This window comes from Enterobacter sp. 2VL (assembly GCF_005503595.1).
Lineage (GTDB): Bacteria > Pseudomonadota > Gammaproteobacteria > Enterobacterales > Enterobacteriaceae > Enterobacter > Enterobacter cancerogenus.
In genome coordinates, this window is the sequence record NZ_SCNE01000001.1 from 95,827 (window position 1) to 114,209 (window position 18,383).

Annotated in this window: 20 protein-coding genes; 13 read left to right on the forward strand and 7 right to left on the reverse strand. The window is 53.8% G+C overall.

Going from position 1 to position 18,383, the window contains the following annotated elements; all coding sequences use genetic code 11:
- Nucleotides 1-13 precede the first annotated feature (13 nt).
- The 3 genes from ydiJ (at nucleotide 14) to FFS28_RS00500 (ending at nucleotide 3,757) form a co-directional block, all read left to right on the forward strand.
- Complete coding sequence (gene ydiJ, locus FFS28_RS00490; protein ID WP_137848442.1) at nucleotides 14-3,070, forward strand: D-2-hydroxyglutarate dehydrogenase YdiJ; 3,057 nt, start codon at nucleotides 14-16, stop codon at nucleotides 3,068-3,070.
- On the forward strand, nucleotides 3,067-3,477 hold the full coding sequence (gene menI / locus FFS28_RS00495) for a 1,4-dihydroxy-2-naphthoyl-CoA hydrolase (protein WP_006174884.1): 411 nt from the start codon (nucleotides 3,067-3,069) through the stop codon (nucleotides 3,475-3,477). The genes ydiJ and menI overlap by 4 nt, the downstream gene beginning before the upstream one ends.
- 85 nt (nucleotides 3,478-3,562) lie before the next feature.
- A complete protein-coding gene (locus FFS28_RS00500; RefSeq protein ID WP_137848443.1) occupies nucleotides 3,563-3,757 on the forward strand; it encodes a YdiH family protein in 195 nt (64 codons plus the stop codon).
- A gap of 45 nt (nucleotides 3,758-3,802) precedes the next feature.
- On the opposite strand, the gene FFS28_RS00505 is transcribed toward FFS28_RS00500, so the two are convergent.
- Both FFS28_RS00505 and FFS28_RS00510 read right to left on the reverse strand, forming a co-directional pair.
- Entirely contained in the window at nucleotides 3,803-4,432 is a 630-nt protein-coding gene (locus FFS28_RS00505) for a helix-turn-helix domain-containing protein (protein WP_137848444.1), read from the reverse strand.
- A gap of 77 nt (nucleotides 4,433-4,509) precedes the next feature.
- Complete coding sequence (locus FFS28_RS00510) at nucleotides 4,510-5,169, reverse strand: helix-turn-helix domain-containing protein (RefSeq protein ID WP_137848445.1); 660 nt, start codon at nucleotides 5,167-5,169, stop codon at nucleotides 4,510-4,512.
- 401 nt (nucleotides 5,170-5,570) lie between these two features.
- Between FFS28_RS00510 and FFS28_RS00515 the strand changes: the two genes are divergently transcribed.
- The 6 genes from FFS28_RS00515 (at nucleotide 5,571) to FFS28_RS00540 (ending at nucleotide 11,555) form a co-directional block, all read left to right on the forward strand.
- The gene (locus FFS28_RS00515; protein ID WP_137848446.1) at nucleotides 5,571-6,101 is read left to right on the forward strand and encodes a fimbrial protein; all 531 of its coding nucleotides are present in this window, start codon (nucleotides 5,571-5,573) and stop codon (nucleotides 6,099-6,101) included.
- 76 nt (nucleotides 6,102-6,177) lie between these two features.
- Nucleotides 6,178-6,858, forward strand: coding sequence for a fimbrial biogenesis chaperone (locus FFS28_RS00520; protein WP_137848888.1), 681 nt, complete (start codon nucleotides 6,178-6,180; stop codon nucleotides 6,856-6,858).
- A 36-nt stretch (nucleotides 6,859-6,894) separates the two neighbouring features.
- The gene (locus tag FFS28_RS00525) at nucleotides 6,895-9,417 is read left to right on the forward strand and encodes a fimbria/pilus outer membrane usher protein (RefSeq protein WP_137848447.1); all 2,523 of its coding nucleotides are present in this window, start codon (nucleotides 6,895-6,897) and stop codon (nucleotides 9,415-9,417) included.
- A gap of 10 nt (nucleotides 9,418-9,427) precedes the next feature.
- Nucleotides 9,428-10,375 (forward strand): fimbrial protein, encoded by a 948-nt coding sequence (locus FFS28_RS00530; RefSeq protein WP_137848448.1) that lies wholly within the window; start codon nucleotides 9,428-9,430, stop codon nucleotides 10,373-10,375.
- A gap of 15 nt (nucleotides 10,376-10,390) precedes the next feature.
- Nucleotides 10,391-10,897 (forward strand): fimbrial protein, encoded by a 507-nt coding sequence (locus FFS28_RS00535; RefSeq protein ID WP_420026199.1) that lies wholly within the window; start codon nucleotides 10,391-10,393, stop codon nucleotides 10,895-10,897.
- A gap of 25 nt (nucleotides 10,898-10,922) precedes the next feature.
- Nucleotides 10,923-11,555 carry a helix-turn-helix transcriptional regulator gene (locus FFS28_RS00540; protein ID WP_137848450.1) on the forward strand — a complete coding sequence of 211 codons (633 nt, stop codon included), beginning with the start codon at nucleotides 10,923-10,925 and terminating at the stop codon, nucleotides 11,553-11,555.
- A gap of 76 nt (nucleotides 11,556-11,631) precedes the next feature.
- On the opposite strand, the gene FFS28_RS00545 is transcribed toward FFS28_RS00540, so the two are convergent.
- The 3 genes from FFS28_RS00545 to ycgZ are packed head-to-tail and all read right to left on the reverse strand — an operon-like array spanning nucleotide 11,632 to nucleotide 12,499.
- A complete protein-coding gene (locus tag FFS28_RS00545; protein WP_137848451.1) occupies nucleotides 11,632-11,910 on the reverse strand; it encodes a biofilm/acid-resistance regulator YmgB/AriR in 279 nt (92 codons plus the stop codon).
- 29 nt (nucleotides 11,911-11,939) lie between these two features.
- Nucleotides 11,940-12,260: a hypothetical protein gene (locus FFS28_RS00550; protein ID WP_006174896.1), complete on the reverse strand. Its 321-nt coding sequence runs from the start codon at nucleotides 12,258-12,260 to the stop codon at nucleotides 11,940-11,942.
- Nucleotides 12,260-12,499, reverse strand: a complete 240-nt coding sequence (ycgZ, locus tag FFS28_RS00555; RefSeq protein WP_042319640.1) for a regulatory protein YcgZ — start codon at nucleotides 12,497-12,499, stop codon at nucleotides 12,260-12,262. The genes FFS28_RS00550 and ycgZ overlap by 1 nt, the downstream gene beginning before the upstream one ends.
- Nucleotides 12,500-12,839: 340 nt before the next feature.
- On the opposite strand from ycgZ, the gene FFS28_RS00560 reads away from it, so the two are divergent.
- Nucleotides 12,840-14,060: a diguanylate phosphodiesterase gene (locus tag FFS28_RS00560; protein WP_137848452.1), complete on the forward strand. Its 1,221-nt coding sequence runs from the start codon at nucleotides 12,840-12,842 to the stop codon at nucleotides 14,058-14,060.
- Between the two features lie 188 nt (nucleotides 14,061-14,248).
- Nucleotides 14,249-14,983, forward strand: coding sequence for a MerR family transcriptional regulator (locus FFS28_RS00565; RefSeq protein ID WP_137848889.1), 735 nt, complete (start codon nucleotides 14,249-14,251; stop codon nucleotides 14,981-14,983).
- 128 nt (nucleotides 14,984-15,111) lie between these two features.
- Here the strand turns inward: FFS28_RS00565 and FFS28_RS00570 are convergent, their stop codons facing one another.
- Together FFS28_RS00570 and FFS28_RS00575 are read right to left on the reverse strand one after the other, a co-directional pair.
- The gene (locus FFS28_RS00570) at nucleotides 15,112-15,546 is read right to left on the reverse strand and encodes a DUF3828 domain-containing protein (RefSeq protein WP_137848453.1); all 435 of its coding nucleotides are present in this window, start codon (nucleotides 15,544-15,546) and stop codon (nucleotides 15,112-15,114) included.
- Nucleotide 15,547: 1 nt separating this feature from the next.
- A complete protein-coding gene (locus tag FFS28_RS00575; protein ID WP_088207435.1) occupies nucleotides 15,548-15,910 on the reverse strand; it encodes a CHAP domain-containing protein in 363 nt (120 codons plus the stop codon).
- A 605-nt stretch (nucleotides 15,911-16,515) separates the two neighbouring features.
- Here FFS28_RS00575 and sufA point away from each other — a divergent pair.
- Together sufA and sufB are read left to right on the forward strand one after the other, a co-directional pair.
- Complete coding sequence (sufA, locus tag FFS28_RS00585) at nucleotides 16,516-16,884, forward strand: Fe-S cluster assembly scaffold SufA (protein WP_006174903.1); 369 nt, start codon at nucleotides 16,516-16,518, stop codon at nucleotides 16,882-16,884.
- A gap of 8 nt (nucleotides 16,885-16,892) precedes the next feature.
- Entirely contained in the window at nucleotides 16,893-18,383 is a 1,491-nt protein-coding gene (sufB, locus tag FFS28_RS00590; protein ID WP_137848454.1) for a Fe-S cluster assembly protein SufB, read from the forward strand.

Sequence of the window (18,383 nt, forward strand, 5' to 3'; positions counted from 1 at the left end):
AGGGTCGACAGTAATGATCCCACAGATTTCTCAGGCACCCGGCGTCGTTCAGCTGGTGCTTAATTTTTTGCAGGCACTGGAGCAACAGGGTTTTACAGGTGATACCGCCACGAATTATGCCGACAGGCTGACGATGGCGACGGATAACAGTATCTACCAGCTTCTTCCCGATGCGGTCGTCTTTCCGCGTTCTACCGCCGATGTCGCGCTGATTGCACGGCTGGCGTCGCAGGAGCGGTTTCTCTCTCTGGTCTTCACCCCGCGCGGCGGTGGGACGGGCACCAACGGGCAGGCGCTGAACCAGGGCATTATCATTGATATGTCGCGCTATATGAACCGCATCATCGAAATTAACCCGCAAGAGGGTTGGGTGCGTGTCGAGGCGGGCGTCATTAAGGATCAGCTCAACCAATACCTTAAGCCTTTCGGCTACTTCTTTGCCCCTGAGCTCTCCACCAGTAACCGCGCGACCCTTGGCGGGATGATCAATACCGATGCGTCGGGGCAGGGGTCGCTGGTGTACGGCAAAACGTCCGATCACGTTATGGGCGTGCGCGCGGTGTTGCTCGGTGGCGATATCCTGGATACGCAGCCGCTGCCGGTTGAACTGGCCGAGACGCTGGGCAAAGAGAACACCGTCACCGGGCGCATCTACCGTACCGTGCTGGAACGCTGCCGCGATAATCGCCCGCTTATTCTTGATAAATTCCCGAAACTGAACCGCTTCCTGACGGGCTACGACCTGCGCCACGTTTTCAACGACGACATGACGCAGTTCGACCTGACCCGCATCCTGACCGGTTCGGAAGGGACGCTGGCCTTTATCACCGAGGCGCGCCTTGATATTACCCGGCTGCCGAAGGTGCGGCGGCTGGTGAACGTCAAATACAACTCCTTTGATTCCGCGCTGCGCAATGCGCCATTTATGGTTGAGGCGCGGGCGCTGTCGGTGGAAACCGTCGACTCAAAAGTCTTAAATCTGGCCCGGGAAGATATCGTCTGGCACTCCGTCAGCGAGCTTATTACCGACGTGCCGGACAAAGAGATGCTTGGCCTGAACATTGTGGAGTTTGCCGGAGACGATGCAGAGCTGATTGACGGCCAGGTGGCGGCATTATGTCAGCGTCTGGATGAACTGATGGCGCGTGGCGAAGGCGGGATCATTGGCTGGCAGCTCTGTCAGGATCTCTCTGGCATCGAACGTATCTATGCGATGCGCAAAAAAGCCGTGGGGCTGCTGGGCAATGCCAAAGGGGCCGCCAAGCCGATCCCGTTTGCGGAAGATACCTGCGTTCCGCCGGAGCATCTGGCCGATTATATCGTTGAGTTCCGCGCGCTGCTGGACAGCCACGGCCTGAGCTACGGCATGTTTGGGCATGTCGATGCCGGGGTTCTGCACGTTCGCCCGGCGCTGGACATGTGCGATCCGCAGCAGGAGATCCTGATGAAAGAGATCTCCGATGACGTGGTGGCCTTAACGGCGAAATACGGTGGATTGCTGTGGGGCGAGCACGGCAAGGGCTTTCGCGCCCAGTACAGCCCGGCGTTCTTCGGCGAGCAACTGTTCGGCGAGCTACGCAAGATCAAAGCCGCCTTCGACCCGGATAACCGGCTTAACCCCGGCAAGATATGCCCGCCTGAGGGCGTGGATGCGCCGATGCTGCAGGTGGATGCGGTTAAGCGCGGCACCTATGACAGGCAGATCCCGATTGCGGTGCGCTCGTCCTGGCGCGGGGCGATGGAGTGTAACGGCAACGGGCTGTGCTTTAACTTTGACGTCAACAGCCCGATGTGCCCGTCGATGAAAATCACCAGCAACCGGATCCACTCTCCGAAAGGGCGTGCGACGCTGGTGCGTGAATGGCTGCGCCTGCTGGCCGATCGCGGAGTGGATCCGCTGAAGCTGGAGCAGGAGCTGCCGGAAAAACGGGCCAGCCTGCGCTCGCTTATCGAACGCACCCGCAACAGCTGGCATGCGGACCGGGGCGAGTACGATTTCTCGCACGAAGTCAAAGAGGCGATGTCCGGCTGTCTGGCCTGTAAAGCCTGTTCCACCCAGTGCCCGATTAAAATTGACGTGCCGGATTTCCGCTCGCGCTTCCTGCAGCTTTACCACACGCGGTATCTGCGCCCGATGCGCGATCACCTGGTGGCAACGGTTGAAAGCTACGCCCCGCTGATGGCGCGCGCGCCTAAAACCTTCAACTTCTTTATTAACCAGCCGCTGGTGCGCAAACTTTCCGAAAAACATATCGGGATGGTGGATCTGCCGCTGCTGTCCACGCCGTCGCTGCAGCGCCAGCTGGTGGGGCACCGTTCGGCGAACATGACGCTGGAACAGCTTGAAGCGCTCGGCCCGGAGCAAAAATCCGGCATGGTGCTGGTGGTTCAGGATCCGTTCACCAGCTATTACGACGCCGAGGTCGTGGCCGACTTCGTGCGGCTGGCTGAAAAAATTGGCTATCAGCCGGTAGTGCTGCCGTTCTCACCGAACGGTAAGGCGCAGCACATTAAGGGGTTCCTGACGCGCTTTGCGAAAACCGCACAGAAAACGTCTGATTTTTTAAACCGCGTCGCGCAACTGGGTATCCCGATGGTCGGCGTCGATCCTGCGCTGGTGCTCTGCTATCGCGATGAATACAAGCAGATCCTCGGCGATAAACGCGGTGATTTTCACGTGATGCTGGTCCACGAGTGGCTGCCCGCCGCGCTGGACAAGACCGCGCAAACCGACGTCAGCGGCGAGTCGTGGTACCTGTTTGGTCACTGTACTGAAGTGACCGCACTGCCCGGCGCGCCGGCGCAGTGGGCCGCTATTTTCGCACGTTTTGGCGCGAAGCTTGAGAGCGTCAGCGTGGGCTGCTGCGGGATGGCAGGCACGTACGGCCATGAAATCAAAAACCACGCGAATTCGCTCGGCATCTATGAGCTGTCGTGGCACCAGGCGATGCAGCGTCTGCCGCGCAACCGCTGTCTGGCAACGGGCTATTCGTGCCGCAGCCAGGTAAAACGTATTGAGGGTAACGGTGTTCGCCATCCGCTACAGGCCTTACTGGAGATTATTGGATGATCTGGAAACGTGAAGTGACGCTTGAGGCGCTCAACGCCATGGGCAACGGGAATATGGTGGGGCTGCTGGATATCCAGTTTATCCGCATTGGTGAGAATGAACTCGAGGCGACGATGCCCGTGGATCATCGCACCCATCAGCCGTTTGGCCTGCTGCACGGCGGCGCATCCGTAGTGCTGGCCGAAACGCTGGGCTCGGTGGCAGGATACCTGTGTACTTCCGGCGAGCAGAAGGTCGTCGGGCTGGAGGTGAATGCCAATCACATCCGCGCCGTGCGCAGCGGTCGGGTGCGTGGCGTGTGCCGCGCACTGCACGCCGGGAGCCGTCATCAGGTGTGGCAGATTGATATTCTGGACGAAGAAGATCGCCTCTGTTGCTCGTCGAGGCTGACGACGGCGGTGGTGTAAAGTTTCCAGATGCTTTGCTTTTGGTCAAAAACTGGTCAGCATGTTGTGATATACTGGTCACGTTTTGTACATAAGCGAGGACATCATGGATTCTGAAATAACCCCAACCCAGCTGGCAATTGAATATTTACGTCGCGATTCGAGCAACCTGTCTCCGGCGCAGTACCTGAAAAAGCTGAAACAGCTTGAACTCGAATTTGCTGACCTGCTTGCACTCTCTTCAAATGAACTCAATGAAGAGATCTATTTTGCCTGGCGGTTGGGCGTTCATGTCCACTAAGCACTGAAAAAAGGTCGCACTTGCGGCCTTTTTTGTGCCTGTCATTCAGTATTTGGCCGGCAGTTTGTTGATGGTAATCAGCCTGCCTTCCTCCATTTCGATAAACCCGCCTGTTTTAAGATCCGCCAGAATACGCATCACGCCGCTTCGCGAAAGCTGGGTTTTATCGCGGATATAGCGTTCTGCCGTGACTGCAGAACGGTAGCTCTCATCTTCTTCCATCAACCGGAGCAGCTGCTGGCGGATCATCTCATACGCCGTTGGGGCACCCTGAGGCATGACGGCGTTATAGAGCCGGTTATACATAAACATCAGGTGGCTGGAGAGCAGACCCCAAAGCGCATTCTCTTCGATGATGTGGTTAACCTGAGCCGTAGTCAGCACCCCGATCAGGCAGGGCGTGACGGTTTTAAGGTAGTCATCAAAAAAAATGTCCGTCAGGTTAGCGACGCCAAACAGGGCAGGGCTGCTGGCCGTTGAGAGCATCAGCGTGTCGCTTCTGCGGTAGATTGCGACCGTCCCTTCAAGGATCAAATAACACATCCCTTCACCGTTGACCTGCAGGTCTAGCTGTTCGCCGCGCCCTGTTGTCCGCGTGACGCACGAGGGGCGTAAGAAGGAGATCAGCTCTTTAGCGTAGGGTGAACCTCTGGAAGGTTTTTCAGACGAGGACATAACGGATAACCTTATACATAGATTATCTCATTATAGTGCGAACCGCGGGGTCATTACCCGGTTTAAAGGGTTACCGATCAATATTTTCGCGGTAAATGATGAACCTCAAGCAGTATCCCACGCTCCATGGTGATGTACTTTCCAGTACGCAGTTCGGCAAGAATACGCATGATGCCGCTGCGCGATAAATAGGTCCGGCTTTTAATGTACGCCGCTGCGGTGGTATTCAACCGGATGGCTTCCGGCTCCTGCATCAGTTCGACAAGCTGGAAGCGGATAATGTCATAGGCCGACATCTGCGAAATTTGCGCGCAGTGCTCATAGACGCGGGAGGCGGTGTAGATCAGCAGTTTTGAGAAATGCTCCCACAGATCCTCACGGGCAACGACGGTATTAAATACCTCCAGCGGAACGCGCGCAATTTCGGATGTCTCATTTGCCCTGACATATAAATGCTCAGAAGAGAACTGGCTGCTCACGCCGAGAATAAAGGGCGCAGATTCAGAATTTAAAACAATTCCGTCACCGCGACGGTGCAGGGCCACGCCGCCTTGCAGCAGCAGGAAACACTGGCGGATCTCTTTATCATAATACTGAACGACTTCACCCCGGGCGAGCACCATGCGTTGTGCAGCAGGCAAAACATGTTTAATGAGCGTTTCGATATGCCTGTAAGGTTTTAATTCAAGTACCGTTGATATTCCGCTGTCATGGGCGGCGGACAGACGCGTATTCATTTAAGACCTCAACTGGGAAGCGTGATTGTTTTTTGATCACCTGCGAATTATCTTAAAAAATGAGGAGGGAGTGAATATGTAGCACGGGTCTAAAAGTAGACCGAAGGACGTTGCGGGAATAAGCCACTGAAAAGATTACTAACGCGGAAAGAGTCTAAAAATAGACTCGCAAAATTTTGAGTAATATCCGCGACATAGGCAGTGTTAATTTGCGGTTAAAATAGAGTCTACAGCTAGACCTCAAATCGATTGTATTCAACATTAAGTTTCTCTAAATTTTATACAGCGGTCAGAAAATGCACATTGCATATCGCCAGATAAAAAGAATTGCTGTCGATTCTTTTTACGGCTTCCTGCTGCGTGAATGTCGATAATAAATAAAGTTACACGGGATGATGATGATGAAAAAAATAATGGTAATGGCTGCCCTCGCAGCAAGTTCTGCCCTGACGGCAACAACGGTATTCGCTGCAGCAGGGACCGTAAATTTCGCAGGTAATATTCTGGATTCAGCCTGTGACGTGGATATCGCGTCGCAAAACCAGGTTGTCGTACTGGGCGATTATTATAAAACAGAGTTTACCGCCACCGGCGCGAGAACGCCCGCAACGAAATTTAATATCGTACTGAAAAATTGCCCGGTCACGGTGACCAACGCAAAAGTGCGTTTTGACGGTACGCCGGATACCAGCAATTCAAATCTGCTGGCTATTGACTCATCAGTGCCGGGCGCAGCCACTGGGATTGCGATTAACCTGATGACGGCAGATAAAGCAGACCTGCCTTTGCACGGTACCAACGGTTATACCTATGTGCTGAGCAGCACTGCGGATAATACGTTGAATTTCTATGCTCAGTATATCTCAACTGCAGCAACGGTGGTCGCGGGTCCGGCTAACTCTGTGGCTAACTTCTCTGTGGTTTACAACTGATATACGAGCGCAGCGTTAACACGCTTTCGTCTCGATGGGGGGCATACTGGCCCCCTTGTTTCAAACAGGTAGAAAAATGAAATTTTTTGGCAAAATGATTCTGATATCGGCCGCTGCCCTGGGTATGACGGACGCGTACGCCGGTGTGATTATCGGTGGGACGCGCGTTATTTTTGATGGGGCTAAAAAAGAGGCCTCGATTAACGTTAATAACCCTGACAGTACGCCTTATCTGATTCAGTCCTGGGTGGATATGCCACAAGGTGAGGCAAATAAAGCGCCGTTTGTTATTACGCCTCCGCTTTATCGTCTGGAGAGTGGTCAGCAAAACGTTGAACGGATCGTGCTGACCGGCGCACTGCCACAGAATAAAGAAAGCCTGTTCTGGCTCAATATTAAAGCCATTCCCTCAGCGGCAGCGCAAACCAATGCCCTGCAAATTGCCGTGAAAACACGCATAAAGCTGATTTATCGTCCGGCTAATTTAAAAAGCTCCAGCCCGGAAGAACAGGCGAACCAATTAAAATGGCAGCGCAAAGGCAATGTTCTGGAAGTATTGAACCCGACGCAATACGTCATCAATTTTAATGAAATAAGCCTGGGTGGAAGAAAAGTGGAAGACGTGACGTTTGTTCTGCCAGGCTCGGTCGCCCGCTTTGCTATTCCGCAGGGGGCTAATGGCAGTGCTATGACGTTTAAAATCATCAATGACTACGGCAGCCCGGGAATAACCCATCAGGCTAACGCGTCATTATAAAGTAAAGGTCTCTCCTGAAAAGGTCAGGGAATAGAAATGGCAACGGTAAAGAATAAAATGTGGCCCGCGCGTCAGGCGTTATATTTTGTCGTTGCGTTTTTCAACGTCGCGCAGGCAGTTTACGCCCGTGAAACATTCAACCCCGAGCTGGTGGAGCTGGATAACCCGGGTATGGGCAAAGCGGATTTGTCCGCGTTTGAAACGGGCGGCCAGGCCCCGGGCCAGTACCGCGTTGACATTATTCTTGATGGCCAGCTTGTAGAGACCAAAGACGTGCAGTTTATTGCCGGGAAAGACGCGGACGCACCCTTGCAGCCTTGTCTAAGCCTTGAGCGGCTAAAGGCGTGGGGTGTAAAAACCGCGCTGTTCCCCGCGTTGTCGCAAGACAGCACGGACTGCGTCAACCTGGAGGCGATCCCGCAGGCCAGCGCACGGTTTGAGTTTGCGGCGCAGCGGCTCATCATCAGTATTCCGCAGGCTGCGATCGCTATGACCGCACGCGGCTATGTCTCGCCCGACCGCTGGGACGACGGGATCACCGCCGCCATGCTGAATTACAGCCTTAGCGGGGCAAAAGGCTGGGCCAGGCAACATACCGGAACGGACGCCAGCAGCCAGTACATTAACCTGCGTCCGGGGCTTAACGTCGGACCGTGGCGTCTGCGAAATTACAGCACCTGGTCGCGAGACGCGTCAGGGCAGAGCAGCACGGATACGGTTTATACCTTTGTTCAGCGCGCCATTATCCCCCTGAAAGCGCAGCTCACGTTAGGCGACAGCGCGTCCCCCTCGGACGTGTTTGACAGTCTGCCGTTTCGCGGCGGCCAGTTGGCCTCGGATGACGATATGCTGCCGGATTCGCAGAAAGGGTACGCCCCGGTGGTCAGAGGGATTGCCCGCACCAATGCCCAGGTGGTCGTGCGCCAGAACGGCTATCAGATTTACCAGACCTACGTGGCGCCCGGGGCCTTTGCGATTACCGATATGTACCCCACCGGCGGTGCGGGGGATCTTGACGTCACCATAGTGGAAAGTGACGGGAGCGAGCAGCACTTTACGCTGCCGTTTGCTTCTCTGCCGGTTTTGCAGCGGGAAGGGCGACTGAAATACGCGCTCACCGCCGGGCAGTACCGCTCGTATGACCGCAGCGTAGAAAACACGCCGTTTGGCGTAGTGACGGCCATTTATGGTTTGCCGCAGGGCTACACCCTTTACGGCGGCGTGCAGGCATCCGGTAAGTATCAGGCCCTGTCGCTGGGGGTCGGAAAAAATATGGGCGGCATTGGTGCCGTGTCTGTGGACGTGACGCGGAGCGAATCATCGCCTCAGGGCGAAGGCCAGGCCCACGGCGAGTCCCTGCGGGCGCGATACGCTAAAAACATGGTCAGCACTGGCACCCATTTTTCAATTGCGGGTTACCGCTATGCCACCCGCGGCTATTACGGCATGCAGGAGACTCTGGATACGTATGGCGATAACCGCATCGTTCAGGAGCGGCGTCGCAACCGGGCGGAGTTGACGATGAGTCAGTCGCTCGGCGGAAACCGTGGGTCGCTGATGCTGAGCGCGGCGCGGGAAGATTACTGGAATTCCGGGCGAACAATGGCGTCCTACAGCCTTGGGTATAACAACTACTGGCGGCATGTCAGCTTCGGGTTGACGTGGACGTACAGCAGAAACGGCACCCCCGACGCCAGTGGCAGCCAAAAGCGGTATGAAAAAGATCAGCTTCTGGCCCTGAACATCAGCGTCCCGCTTGATGCGTTCCTGCCGCAGACGTGGGCCAGTGAAGGGATGAACGTCAGTAAACACAATGGCACAACGCACAACGTCGGCCTGAACGGTGTGGCGCTGGACAACCAGGCCTTGAGCTGGAACCTGCAGCAGGGCTATGGCACCCGTGGCGCAGGCAACTCCGGCACCCTGAGCGGCGATTATAAAGGCGCTTACGGCGATGCGAGCCTGGGATACGGCTACGACAAACAGAGCGCCCGCCTCAACTATGGCCTGCAGGGTGGGATCCTCCTGCATGAGAATGGCCTGACGCTCTCGCAACCGCTTGGCGAGACCAACTCACTGGTCAAAGCGCCGGGCGCGCATGATGTTGCTATCCGCAACCAGCCAGGCGTCAAAACTGACTTTCGCGGCTATACGGTGGTCAGCAATCTGTCGGTATACCGTCAAAACGACATTACCCTCGCGCCCGAAAGCCTGCCTGACGACGTCGAGCTGGAGCTGACCACCCAGACGGTGACACCAACCCGTGGCGCGGTAGTGCGATCGGACTACAGGGCGAAAATTGGTCGCCGCGCCCTGATAACCTTGCTTTACCGGGGGCGCGCCGTGCCTTTTGGTGCCATCGTCACGCTGGCGCGCGTGGAGAGCGACAGCGTGATTGTGGGCGACAGAGGGCAGGCGTATCTCTCCGGTCTGGAGGATCGGGGAACGCTCGACGTGAAGTGGGGGCCTGGCCCGGACCAGCAGTGCCGCGCCGCGTTCACGCTTGCGGACCCGCCTTCTCCGGCGGGCATGACCGAACTGACTATTAACTGCCTTTAGGGTTTAACCGATGCGATTACCGATCTTCATTTTTATGCTTTGTCTCGCGTTAAGCGCACCTGTCGCGGTGGCCGGCACCTGCACGACGATTACGCCCCTGGAGTCGACGCTCTCGGTAGGGACGTTGTCAGTGCAGCGCGATGTCGCGGTGGGGACGGTTATCTTTTCCCGCGCGGCCACCACGACGAAATCGTATTTAAGTGGCTGCAGCAACCCTTTAACGCTTGGGTTCAGCCTGCGCTATCTGAATGCCGTGCCGAGCACCCTGGGCAATCATATTTACGACACCAATATTCCGGGAGTCGGCATTCGTTTCTCTTCGGGCGCGCATTTCGACAATCCGATGAACACCTTTTCGTATAACGCGCAGACATCTTACGTGGAATGGTGGGGCGGGAAAATTGAACTGATTGTCACCGGGCCAGTGATCTCTGGCTCGCTGACGCCGGGCGTTGTCGGCGTCGTCGCCGTGCAGGACGCTGACGGCGTTTTTCGCGACGGCCTGACCACGCGTATTACCGACGGAACCGTTAATGTCGTGGCCTGCACGATCCTCACGCCGCAACTGACCTTTCCGATAGGCGATATCTCCGCCGCGACGTTTGGCTCAACGGTGGGCACCACCCCTTCAGGCGCGCAAAACACCCAGAATCTTGGGCTGAATTGCGACGCGGGTGCCAACGTAACGGCGACCTTAAGCGGCATTCAGAACCCCGATGTGGCGAATAACAGCGTGCTGGCCTTAACCGGACAGGGTAATACCGGCACGGCAAAAGGCGTCGGCGTTCAGCTGTTATATAACGGCACGCCGCTGACGCTGAATAACCGTCTGGTAATGAAGTCAGCTGCGGGAGGGCAGGAGACGTTTCCGTTAACCGCGCGCTATTACCAGACGCTGCCGGTTGTGGAGGCGGGCTCCGCAAACGCATCCGCCACGCTTAATCTCACCTACCAGTAGCGGGAGCCTGTGAAAATGAATATCAAAATGCTGCTGTTGGCGAGCCTGCTGAGCACCAGTGCAGGGGCCGCCGACGGGGTGAACCTGAGCGTCACGGGAAATATTGTCGCGTCACCCTGCGTGTTTAACGCAGGCAATGACAACCTCAATATCAACCTTGGCGATCATCAGGCCACAAACATGGCAACTCCGGGCGCGTCTACCGATCCGGTTTCGTTTAACCTGGCCTTTACCCTGTGCCCGGCGGGCACGCGGAGCGTAACGGTGCTCTTCACCGGCACGCCAGATCCCGACGCTGGGCCGGAGTATTACAAGAACAGCGGCACCGCGACGCATGTGGCTATTGCCATGTCCGAGGCGAGCAGCGGGACATTAAAGGGCAGCGGGTCAACAATTACGCGGGCTATCGGCGCAGACAGAACGGTCACGCTGCCCATGCAGGCCGTGGTCACATCGGTCGACGGCAGGGCAACGCCCGGATCGCTGAGCGCGGTGGTGGTTCTCACCATGCAGTACAACTGAACGGTATGAGCGTAAAGAGAGAAAAATGATCAATATCGTAATAAAAGAATCTAATGCCTTATTCCGCTGTGGACTCACCGCGTTTTTTAGCGATTTCTTTTGGCGTGAACGCGGTCAGACTATCGGCTTTAATTTTACCTTTACACCTGAAAGTGTGAAAAACGCCGATATCATCGTGCTGTCGTTATGCCCAGGGGAATGCTTTACCTGTTTACCGGAACTGCATGCGCGACAGAAGGGGATAATCATTGGCTTTGTCGATGATGACCGGCGCGCCTGCGCATTGCCCTCCTGTTTTGAGGATATTATTTTTATCTCCCGACGCGCATCGCTTTCCAGAATGCGCCAGGAACTCTGCCATCTGTGGCATAACCTCCAGCGCCCGGAATATCATCAGCAGGCCGTATCATGTTTTGATTGCCAGCAAAAATACCTCTCACCCCAGCAGATCCGCATTATGATTGGCTTGCATAAAGGTATGACGGTGCTGCAGATAGCCAATAAGTTACGTATTAGCGGCAAAACCGTGTTTACGCACAAATATATGGCGATGCAGAAATTCAATTTGCGCAGTGATTATGAGTTAGTGCTGTGGATGAATCGGCTGGCAGAAAAAAATAACTGGCCTGCCGTATTTCGCGATGAACTGAGTCACTGAATCGTACAAAGCAGAAGGGAAGAAGGCGTGTCATTCTGGATAAAATGACACGCCGGCATAAATGAGGAAAATGGTGTTAAAGATCGTCCATGGTATAGCCCACGACAATTTCCAGCGTTTTGCGGATAACGTCTGCCTGTACCACATCATGCGTGTTTTCCAGCGTCTGGATGAGCCACAGAATAATGGCTTTATTAGTCAAATGGCCTTCTGAGGCTAAAATACAACGGACTGCAGTAGAAAAAACAGCGGACTCTTCAGCAAAACGCTCGCCTGCGTTACGGAAATACTCCGATAACGCGCTATCTAAAAAGGCGGAATGGTATTCGGGTTGAAGCTGAATATTTTGTCTCATTTGTTCTCACCGTAGCTGTTAGGTTGTAGTCAATGTATTTTCTTTGGATCGGACGGTTTTCCATTACCAAATAAAGGCACTACATTGTCTCTGTTATATTTCAGAGATCCCTCTCTGTTAGATCGTCCTTGAGCGGCTCTGCGACGCATAAACGGGATTGTGGTTTCACCCATTTCGGCAATCACCTTCGCGAGTGTCTCCCGCCGCTGGGGGTTCTTTTCATGTGCTTTCATACTTTGCAGACGCTGAAGCAGCGCTTCGGTTGTAACTGGCCCCCGCTCTTTCAGAAGAGAAAGAACGGCTTCACCGATAAGCTGGTCGATCAGTTTGTCTACATCACTACTGTTCATTATCGTTCAAAGAGCAGTCCAAGCAGCATGTGATAGTGCTGTTCCTCTTCCGGGCCGGAGGCCCTTTCAAGGCGGCTTAAAAGTTTGGTGCAGAGCGATTTGCGATTCAAATTCCGCCCGTCGCTCAGGATCTCAACAACCACCTGGCCCAGCGTCTCTTGCTGAGTGGGAAGCGCGGCTTTTTCGAAGTACTGCGCAATCGCGGCTGCTGAGTCAGCGACGTAACCGTTCTGTTGCATGTTTCGCTCCTGTAAAATTCCGTAATCAGTAACGTTACAAATAAGGTATACACATTTTTTAAATCTGTACATGGAAAATGTACAGTTTTTTAAATATTTTGTAGCGTTTATAATAAATATTGTTATTTAACATGTTGTTATGTGAAATTAATTTTATGCGGCTGTGTCAGGATATATTGTACAATGCGCGTTCTGAATGTTGTGTTGTACAGGATGCTTACGGGGTGTGCAATCGCATGTAACTTATTGAGATGTAAATTATTTGTTAGCGAATTAATGTGCTATAACAGAAGCCTACCCACAATGATTTGTGGCCGACCCTATTAACCCCGGAACAAGCATGCTAACAACCATCATTTACCGCAGTCACATCTGCGAGGACGTTCCAGTGAAAGCACTGGAAGACATGGTAGGGGGTGCAAACAGGAAGAACCAGGACGCGGACGTAACCGGAATTTTGCTGTTCAATGGAACGCATTTTTTCCAGTTACTTGAGGGACCCGAAGCGAGCGTATCGGCAATCTACCAGAATATTTGTCGCGATCCGCGCCATCATAATCTGGTCGAACTGCTTTGTGACCATGGGCCTTCACGCCGATTTGGTAACGTCGGAATGGAGCTTTTCGACCTGCGTAAATATGACAGGGACGAGGTTCTTCAGCAGGTGCTGGACAAAGGCACCACCAAGTACCAGATGACATACAACGACCGCGCGCTGCAGTTCTTCCGCACGTTCGTTGAGGCTACGGAAAAAGCCAACTACTTTGAACTTCCCTCTGCGGATGCCTGGGATTTTGTTCAGGAAGAAACCGCGTTATCCGCACAGCCTGCTGTGGTGCCGAAGGGCGCAGACTGTAGCTTCGCGTTTCAGCCTATCGTTGACCCGTTTATGCAGCAGGTGGTCTCCTGGGAAGCGCTTGTCCGTACGGTGGATGGCGGATCGCCAGCGGACTATTTTTCATCACTCACGGGCAATGCCATCTATGAAGCCGACCTGAAAAGTAAGCAGGTTGCGCTTTCCATGGCCTGCGCGCTGGGGCTTCAGACCCAGACGCTGTCCCTCAATCTGCTGCCGATGACGCTGGTTAATGCGCCGAATGCGGTGGACTTTTTGCTCACGGCAATCGAAGCGAACGGCTTTGTACCGGAGCAAATCGTGGTGGAATTCACTGAAAGCGAAGCCATTTCACGCTTTGAGGAATTTAATCACGCCGTGAGACAGCTTAAAAGCGCCGGTATCAGCGTGACGATCGATCACTTTGGTGCCGGATTTGCCGGGTTGCAGCTTCTGGCTCAGTTTCAGCCGGACAGAATCAAGATAAACCGCGATCTGGTGGCGAACGTTCACAAAAGCGGGCCGCGTCAGGCGATTATCCAGGCGATCATTAAGTGCTGTGCTTCGCTCGAAATCCAGTTTTGTGCCGTCGGCGTGGAGCTGGCTGAAGAGTGGATGTGGCTGGAATCGGCCGGCATTTCTCAGTTCCAGGGGCATCTTTTTGCCAGCCCACGGTTGGGCGGCGTTCCGGCCATCGCCTGGCCTGAGAAAAAGTTCGAAATTTAATCAGGTTGTACACTATGACTCACGCATAACTGTACGAACGGTCAAATTTATACAACAATACATTAACGAGTGGATGGTTTGTACACCATTCACTTGTTCCAGGATGAGGAGTTAGTTATACAAATGCGTTGTACAATCTGATAAGGTAAGACGAGTTAGGTATGGAAGTATTGAGCGTGAGGGAGTTTATGGCCTATTACAGTATCGGCGAAGTCGCCGAACGATGCGGTATTAACCCCGTTACGCTGCGTGCCTGGCAGCGCCGTTATGGATTGTTAAAGCCACAGCGCAGCGAAGGGGGTCATCGGCAGTTTGACGATGAAGATATCCTGCGTATCGAAGAGATCAAGCGCCTGATGAAAAGCGGCGTGTCGGTCGGTAAAGTTAAAGCGTTACTTGAAAACAAAGAAGTATTGACCCAAAGCAGTTGGGTGGTGCTTCAGGAAGAGATGTTAACCGTTCTGCGCTATGCGAACCCTACCAAGCTGCGCGCCAAGATTAGCGAGTTTCGTCGCGATTACGCGATGGATGTGCTGATCGACATGATTATCACTCCCGTACGTCAAAAAATGAATCAGGACCAGAATACGGTACGTCACATGGCGAGCCTGCTCGACGGCGTACTGATTGAACTTGCCATCACGAGCCTGGTTGAGTCGCGCAAGAAAGTCGGCAAAGACGCGCTACTGATTGGCTGGGAGTGTGATGACCGAACCCATCTCTGGCTCGAAGCTGCACGCCTGGCGTGGAAGGGATGGCATATTGACGTCCTGTCTGAACCCATTGATTCACCGCGCCCCGAGCTTTTCCCGGGACAAAAAATCTTCGTCTGGACGGGAAAAACGCCTACGGCACGCCAGCAGGAGCAGCTGGATCACTGGCGGGAACAGGGTTTTGCCGTGTCATTCCACGGGGCAGAATAGTTGGTATAACGCGGCCACGCGCTGATAATGTGATTGACGATGAGAACCCCGCCGATGCGGGGTTTATGGTTTCTGGTGAGACGATGTTTTCACGGATGAATTCCATTCATGATCCGTTGTAACGTGGTTCAGTTATTATCTCGTGCAGCGACGGATTGAATTTTCCATACACCATTCTCCTTAACCATACAGTCGATAACAGTGTGGGGATTTTTTTTGCCGTAAGTGATGCTCACGTTAACGCAAACCGGATCGGTATCATAAGAAGCTATCGACACATTTTGCGCCCAGTCGTCACCGATATATTGCGATTTGGTGAAAAAATCTGCGTCATAATATTCTTTATCGGCGTAGCGCGGATCCTGCGCATGACGCAATTTCTGCATAGTGCTTGCGGTGACGTAGGTATCAATTCGTCCGCTATCACTAATGGGAAAATGGTCGGCATTAATCTGGTTCACGTACCAGCGATTAAATTCAAGCGCTCGCTGCATGGGAATTTGCATATCATCCGCTGCTGATGCGGTGGCGCTGAGGATGAGAAGAACGGCTACTTTTTTCATATTAATAATGCCTGTAAAGCGTCACGGCAGGCTGTAACTTTCTGTACCGTGGTCCTGGATATAAGCTGTTTTGTCTGAAATCGGAATACCACGTTCCTGCGCCGTCGTATATGCATGCATGACCATATTCACCTGGGCCCGGCAGTGCATCAATGACTGCAACATCTCCAGCAACGGGGGTTCCGTACACTTTAACAAAGCCCGCGTTTTCGAGCGACCGCCAGAAGTCTTTAGCATTAGCGCCTTCGATTTTGACTCCGCCCGCGCGAATGGCGGCAGCGACGGCACGCGCGCAATAATGGCCGGTATGAGCCTGAGCGTGGGTGCGGGCATAAGAAACGGCTTCTGATTTATTCCATGACATAAATTTTCCCTTTGTATGAACAATTAACAGGGGAAACATTACGCCGAATATATTGAGCAAGATGTAAATAATGACGAAGCGATATTAACCAAAATAGATCGCATCCATACTTAAACAAGGGTAAATAACCTCACTCAATACCTTTCGCGATTAAGCTTGTTCTTTAAGGGGATAAAAGCCTTCCAGACCCAGGCGTTGAGAAATAGGGGTGATGCTTCACAAACCTTGCCGTTCAAACTCCGTCAGGCAATCAGGGCATAACCCAGCGGCAGGTTCCTGCAGAAACCCTTTAGCGGCAACCCGTTGATTTAGCTTAAATTGCTGAAAACCGCAGAATCCAGAAAATCTATCTTAATAATAGGCATTTCCGATGCATATTTTACTTTTGCCGATTTTAATTCTCTCTTATTGAAAAATGCGCCATTTATCAATGCATTGAACAATTCAAACCCTCCCTCCTGCAACCTGCTACAGGGTCTATGCTTAAGGAAAGTCGCCAAAAAGGGCGATTAAGCCGAAAGCCCCTGCTCGCAAGGGGTTGAAGTGATAATCGTTATCACTAACATGGTGTTATGTCCTGGTGGCTTATTAGATGAGGTGGACCTATGGAACTGCATTCAGAAACCTTCAATCCTGCCGATTTTGCCTGGCGTGGGCTAACGCTTACGCCCGCCGCTGCAGCGCATATCCATGAGCTGGTGGCGAAAAAGCCCGAGATTCTCGGCGTGCGCTTAGGCGTAAAACAGACCGGCTGCGCTGGCTTCGGCTATGTGCTGGATACCGTCACAGAACCTGCGAAAGATGATCTGGTGTTTGAAACTGACGGCGCGAAGCTGTACGTCGCGCTGCAGGCGATGCCCTTTATCGACGGCACCGAGGTTGACTACGTTCGTGAAGGTTTAAATCAGCTGTTTAAATTTCATAACCCGAAAGCCCAGAACGAATGTGGCTGCGGCGAAAGCTTTGGGGTATAGGCGGTACTATGTCTCGTAATACTGAAGCAACGAGTGATGTTAACACCTGGAGTGGCGGGCACCTCAACTATAAAGAGGGGTTCTTCACGCAGTTGCAGACCGATGAGCTGGCGAAAGGCATCAACGAAGAGGTTGTGCGTGCCATTTCGGCCAAGCGTAATGAGCCGGAGTGGATGCTCGAATTCCGCCTGAGCGCGTTTCGCGCCTGGCTGGAGATGGAGGAGCCGCACTGGCTGAAAGCGCACTACGATAAGCTGAACTATCAGGATTACAGCTACTACTCTGCGCCATCCTGCGGCAGCTGTGATGACACCTGTGCTTCTCAGCCCGGCGCGGTCCAGCAAACCGGCGCTGACAATGGCTTCCTCAGTAAAGAGGTAGAAGACGCCTTTAACCAGCTCGGCGTACCGGTACGCGAAGGCAAAGAGGTAGCGGTGGACGCCATCTTTGACTCCGTCTCCGTCGCGACGACCTACCGTGAAAAACTGGGCGAACAGGGGATTATCTTCTGCTCGTTTGGCGAGGCGATCCACGATCACCCCGAGCTGGTGAAAAAGTACATCGGTACCGTGGTGCCGAGTAACGACAACTTCTTTGCGGCCCTGAACGCCGCAGTAGCTTCCGACGGCACCTTTATTTACGTGCCGAAAGGGGTGCGCTGCCCGATGGAGCTGTCGACCTATTTCCGTATCAACGCGGAGAAAACCGGTCAGTTCGAACGAACTATCCTGGTCGCCGATGAAGGCAGTTACGTCAGCTATATCGAAGGGTGCTCAGCGCCAGTGCGTGACAGCTATCAGCTACATGCCGCCGTCGTGGAAGTGATCATCCACAAAGACGCGGAAGTGAAATACTCCACGGTGCAAAACTGGTTCCCGGGGGACGGCAATACCGGCGGCATTCTGAACTTCGTCACCAAGCGTGCGCTGTGCGAAGGTGAGAACAGCAAAATGTCCTGGACCCAGTCGGAAACCGGCTCGGCCATCACCTGGAAATACCCAAGCTGCATTTTGCGCGGGGACAACTCCATCGGCGAGTTCTACTCGGTGGCGCTCACCAGCGGTCATCAGCAGGCGGATACTGGCACCAAGATGATCCATATCGGCAAAAATACCAAATCGACGATCATCTCGAAAGGCATCTCTGCCGGGCACAGCCAGAACAGCTATCGCGGGCTGGTGAAAATCATGCCGACGGCGACCAACGCCCGTAATTTTACCCAGTGTGACTCCATGCTGATCGGTGCCGACTGCGGGGCGCACACCTTCCCGTACGTCGAGTGCCGGAACAACAGCGCGCAGCTTGAGCACGAGGCGACAACCTCGCGCATCGGGGAAGATCAGCTCTTCTACTGCCTGCAGCGCGGGATCAGCGAAGAAGATGCCATTTCGATGATTGTGAACGGCTTCTGCAAGGATGTGTTCTCTGAACTGCCGCTGGAATTTGCCGTTGAAGCCCAGAAACTCCTCGCCATTAGTCTTGAACACAGCGTCGGTTAA